Raw genomic sequence first — 3,592 nt, 5'->3', positions numbered from 1 at the left:
AATAGCACTAACTAACTCTTCCTTATTCATCCCCTAACTCCTATTTACTTACTTATTATGCAACATAACTACAAACTACCATATCTTCTACAACAATTTAAAGAGAAAAAGAATCTAAGCTATAAAATAAACTCTTGACAAATAAATAGATTCTATTTGTAAAAATCTGTCCCGTTTAAAACTGCCCAAATTCCCATTTAATTTGTCCCGCTACATATATAATAGTCTAAATTAGTATCAAGAAGTACTAATGGTTAATAAAACTATTATTAATCTTGTCAAACTTAGTATAATTACATTATTATTAGATAAGTTATATTTCTTAAAGGAGGTAATGTGGACAATTATAAATTAATCGCAGATATAGGCGGTACTCATATTAGATGTGCTATAACTAATAAACAATTACAAAAGCCCGAATATACTATTATTAACAAATGCACTAAATTTCCAAGTATTGATGTAGCCCTATTAACTTATCTAAATACACTTCCTGTACATAAAAAACCAACTAAAGGTTTAATTGCTATTGCTGCAGATACTCATCTTGATACAATTACAATGACTAATCATAATTGGCAATTCTCAAAACTTACCTTAAAAAAACAATTAAACTTTAGTAATTTAGACTTTATCAATGATTTTGTTGCCCATGCTAATGCAGTTAATAACTTATGTTCTAGTGATATTATTACTCTAAAGGAAGGAACTATTCCATATAATGCTACAACCCATAATCCTACCTCCCAGAATACTACAATGTCTAGGTTGGCAACTCTTAAGGAATCAATTATTCCAGTAATTACCGCTGAAGATAATAAGATGGGCTTTGCATCTAGTACAATTATTACAAAAAATACACAGCTAGGCAAAAAAAAGCTACGCATAAAATTAGACAAAGATGAGGATATTTCTAAGATAATTAATCCTACAGTGGTTGAAACTACAGAAACTAAAGCTATTTTAGGTCCAGGTACCGGCTTAGGAGCAGCCTTAATACTAAATCAAAATGCTACCTCTATAATTATTCCCTCAGAAGCTGGGCATATGATTATTGGTTTTAGAACTGATTTTGAGTGTGAGATCCAAAGTATTATTCAAAAAAATATTGGGGAAGTATATGCAGAAGCCTTGATTTCCGGACAGGGGTTAAAAAATATTTATAAAGCTTTAGGTATTAAATATAATCAACCCATTAATGAAGCTCTTAGTGCAGAAGATATTAGCAATTTAGCAATAAGTAAAAATTCCCTTTTAGATAATTCTTTAGACAAGCTACCCAAAAAGCAAGCATCTCAAAATTTACTACTTGAAGGTTTGGCACTTAATTTATTTTTCAGTTTTTTAGGAACCTTTACCTCAAATATAGCAGTTACATTTTTACCCTATGGAGGTATTTATTTAGGCGGAGGTATCCTGCCTAAATTACAAACACAGCTCATGACATCAGATTTCATAAATAATTATCAGAATAGAGTATTACCCACTGTAGCAACTATTTTAGAAGAAATTCCCTTATATTTAATTACTAATAAACATTCATCGCTAATAGGCTTAGCTAAAGTTGCTTGGGAATAAAAATATTACTAAGAGTATCAGATAAAATTTATATATTGTAATAAAAAACTATTTAAGATAAATTCCTTTAATATAAGCTAGTTCTTTAATAGAAACCAAATAATAAAAATAAGTAACCTAATTATAGAATTATTTAGTGGTCTTATTTTTTTGCTTCTGCTTCAAGTAAATCATCTTTAGTTATGGATCTTACATTTTTAATAGTACCATCAGCTGATGCAGGTATTAGCAACTTAGCAGTATTAATTAATCTTCTTAAAGTAATTAAATCTTCTGTAGCAATAGGCATATTTAAAATATCCCAATTATCTTCAGGGTTTGGCACTTTAAGTACTCCTTGTTTTACTTTTTTAAGATATTGTACAATCAATCTCTGAATTTTTGCATCTTCTTTCATTACCGGTTCTAAATCAAAAATTAGCTTAAAAGGCTCTTTTCCGAAAACTGCTGTATCTACTAACATTTTTGCTCTTTTATTGCTCATAGCAATCACAAAAACATCAGTATCTTTAATTTTAGAACCATCTACTCTAGCTAAATTATCCACACGAGAGCCACTAGGTTTTGTAATATTAATTTCATATATCACCCCGCTAAGAACATCAAACATTCCGTCTCTTTCAGGATTAAAGGAAATAGTTATATCACCTTCTTTTCTTTGATTATAATATGAGGCAATCCATTCTAAATATTGTCTTAGTTGTTTTCCTGAAATTTGATAAGCTCTTAAATATGAAATATCATCAGAATATATCTTTTTTACATCCTGCCTAGTAATAACTTTATTATTAACTAAAAAGTCTGCTTCACAATACACTGTTACGGAAGATAACTCTGCTTGAGTATAATACTTTTGCATTTCATTTAAGAAAGTAGTTAAGCTTGTGGATTTAAGTTTTGAATTATCAATACCCTTAATATCTATGGGAAGCAACTCTCCTTCTATTTTTGCCAGAATATTATGGTTAATAATTTCCTTAGATGGATCAAGGATGGTTTGTAATTTTTTATCTAAATCTTTTTCATTCACTATTACAGTACTTGTAGATATATTAACTTGTGTACTACCTCTACCTAATTTTGCCGTTTTATAAATCCATTTCTCTCCTTCCTTAACAAAAGTTACTTGTGTTTTAGAAATACCAAGAGATTTTCCCCCGGAAGAAATAACCTGTACTCCGTTAACAAGATCATTTATAAATGGAAAATCAGGAATTAATATTAAAGATATTCCTATGATATCTTTAGTTAACTCTCTTAATCTTTCTCTTTCTTTTTGTGGATTGTTCCCCGGCAGATTTAAAGTTACTATTACAAAATCTACGGCGTTCTCTCCTGATAATTTATCTAAAATTTCTTGCAATTCCGGCACAATAGGTGCTATTCTATACTGATTAGAGTCTATTTTATACATATTGGGATCAATATCTAATAACCCTATAATGGCTACTTTAATACCACCTTTTTCAATTACTTTATAGGGTTCAAAGATTCTTTCTTCCTTAGAATTGTATACATTAGCTAAGGTAATTTGTGCCTGTTCCATTGCTTGTAATTTTTCTAAATACGGCAACCCATATCTAAGATCATTTGCTCCTAAAGCAATACTATCATAACCTATATACTTCTGTGCTATAATGATAGGATCTTCTTTATTCTCAAATTGCAAGATCTTATTAAAATCACTAAATAAGCTATTCCCGCTATCTAAAATAATAGTATTAGGATTTTCAGCCTTTATTTTGGCTATAGCACTCGATAATTGTAGCATACTAAGCTTTTTATCATTTATTTGTTGATCAATATAATTATAAGGGAGAAAAGCTCCGTTAATATCGCTAGTCTCTACAATAGTAATTACTTTAGATTGTTCTTCTGTGTTGGTAGTATCTGTTTGAGCAAACAGATACTTTATAGAGACAACGCCTAATAATATACATAATAATATTTTGTTTAACATTTATTTTGCGTCATTTTGTTTAACGTTTAATTTAAGAATAATTTGTTTTGCTCT

Annotated in this window: 2 protein-coding genes; one reads left to right on the top strand and one right to left on the bottom strand. The window is 29.3% G+C overall.

The window, feature by feature from the left end:
* Positions 1-336 precede the first annotated feature (336 nt).
* Positions 337-1,578: a glucokinase gene (locus tag ACQCX0_RS00830; RefSeq protein WP_462562203.1), complete on the top strand. Its 1,242-nt coding sequence runs from the start codon at positions 337-339 to the stop codon at positions 1,576-1,578.
* A gap of 142 nt (positions 1,579-1,720) precedes the next feature.
* Here the strand turns inward: ACQCX0_RS00830 and ACQCX0_RS00825 are convergent, their stop codons facing one another.
* Positions 1,721-3,538 carry a bifunctional metallophosphatase/5'-nucleotidase gene (locus tag ACQCX0_RS00825; protein WP_462562202.1) on the bottom strand — a complete coding sequence of 606 codons (1,818 nt, stop codon included), beginning with the start codon at positions 3,536-3,538 and terminating at the stop codon, positions 1,721-1,723.
* Positions 3,539-3,592: the final 54 nt, after the last annotated feature.

Source organism: Candidatus Hepatincolaceae symbiont of Strigamia maritima (assembly GCF_055505085.1).
This window is presented reverse-complemented; position numbering and strand designations above follow the sequence as displayed.